Here is a 1,027-nt window from a genome sequence, read left to right on the forward strand (position 1 = left end):
CCTGCGGCTACGGTTCCGAGGCGAAGAAGGACGAGTCGAAGGACAAGCCGGCCAACGTCGCGGACGCCGGCAAGCCGCTCTCCGCCTCCGAGGTCCGCATCGGGTACTTCCCGAACCTGACGCACGCCACCGCTCTGGTCGGCCTCCAGGAGGGCCTGATCGAGAAGGAACTGAACGGCACCAAGATCAAGCCGCAGTCCTTCAACGCCGGCCCGTCCGAGATCGAAGCCCTCAACGGCGGCTCTCTCGACATCGGTTTCATCGGCCCCTCGCCGTCGATCAACGGCTACGTGAAGTCCAAGGGCTCCAACCTCCGGATCATCTCCGGCTCGGCCTCCGGCGGCGTCAAACTGGTCGTGAACCCCGACAAGATCAAGACCCTGGACGACCTCAAGGGCAAGAAGATCGCCACCCCGCAGAAGGGGAACACGCAGGACGTCGCCTTCCTCAACTGGATCTCCGAGAAGGGCTGGACGGTCGACCCGGAGTCCGGCAAGGGCGACGTCTCCGTCGTCCGCACGGACAACAAGGTGACCCCGGACGCCTTCAAGCAGGGCTCGATCGACGGCGCCTGGGTACCGGAGCCCACGGCCTCCAAACTCGTCTCCGACGGCGGCTCCGTCCTCCTCGACGAGACCTCCCTGTGGCCCGACAAGAAGTTCGTGATCACGAACATCATCGTGTCGCAGAAGTTCCTCAAGGAGCACCCGGACGTGGTCGAGGCCGTCCTCAAGGGCACGGTGAAGACCAACGAGTGGATCAACACCAACCCGGACAAGGCGAAGGCCTCCGCGAACGCGAAACTGGCGGCGGACGGCGGCAAGCCCCTCGACGCGAAGATCATCGACCCGGCGTGGCCGAGCATCCTCGTCACCGACGACCCGCTCGCCGGCACGCTGAAGACCGAGTCCGACTGGGCGGTCAAGGCCAAGCTCATCGAACAGCCCGACCTGGCCGGCATCTACGACCTGACGCTCCTGAACAAGGTCCTCAAGGCCGCCGGCAAGCCCCCGGTCTCCGACGCCGG

At 65.7% G+C, this 1,027-nt stretch carries 1 protein-coding gene; it reads left to right on the top strand.

Annotation, left to right across the window (positions count from 1 at the left end; genetic code table 11):
- A partial coding sequence (locus tag ACFWB8_RS37170; protein ID WP_385237779.1) for an aliphatic sulfonate ABC transporter substrate-binding protein occupies nucleotides 1–1,027 on the top strand: 1,027 nt, incomplete at both ends.

Source organism: Streptomyces sp. NPDC060031 (assembly GCF_042736805.1).
In the GTDB taxonomy this organism is placed as follows: domain Bacteria; phylum Actinomycetota; class Actinomycetes; order Streptomycetales; family Streptomycetaceae; genus Streptomyces.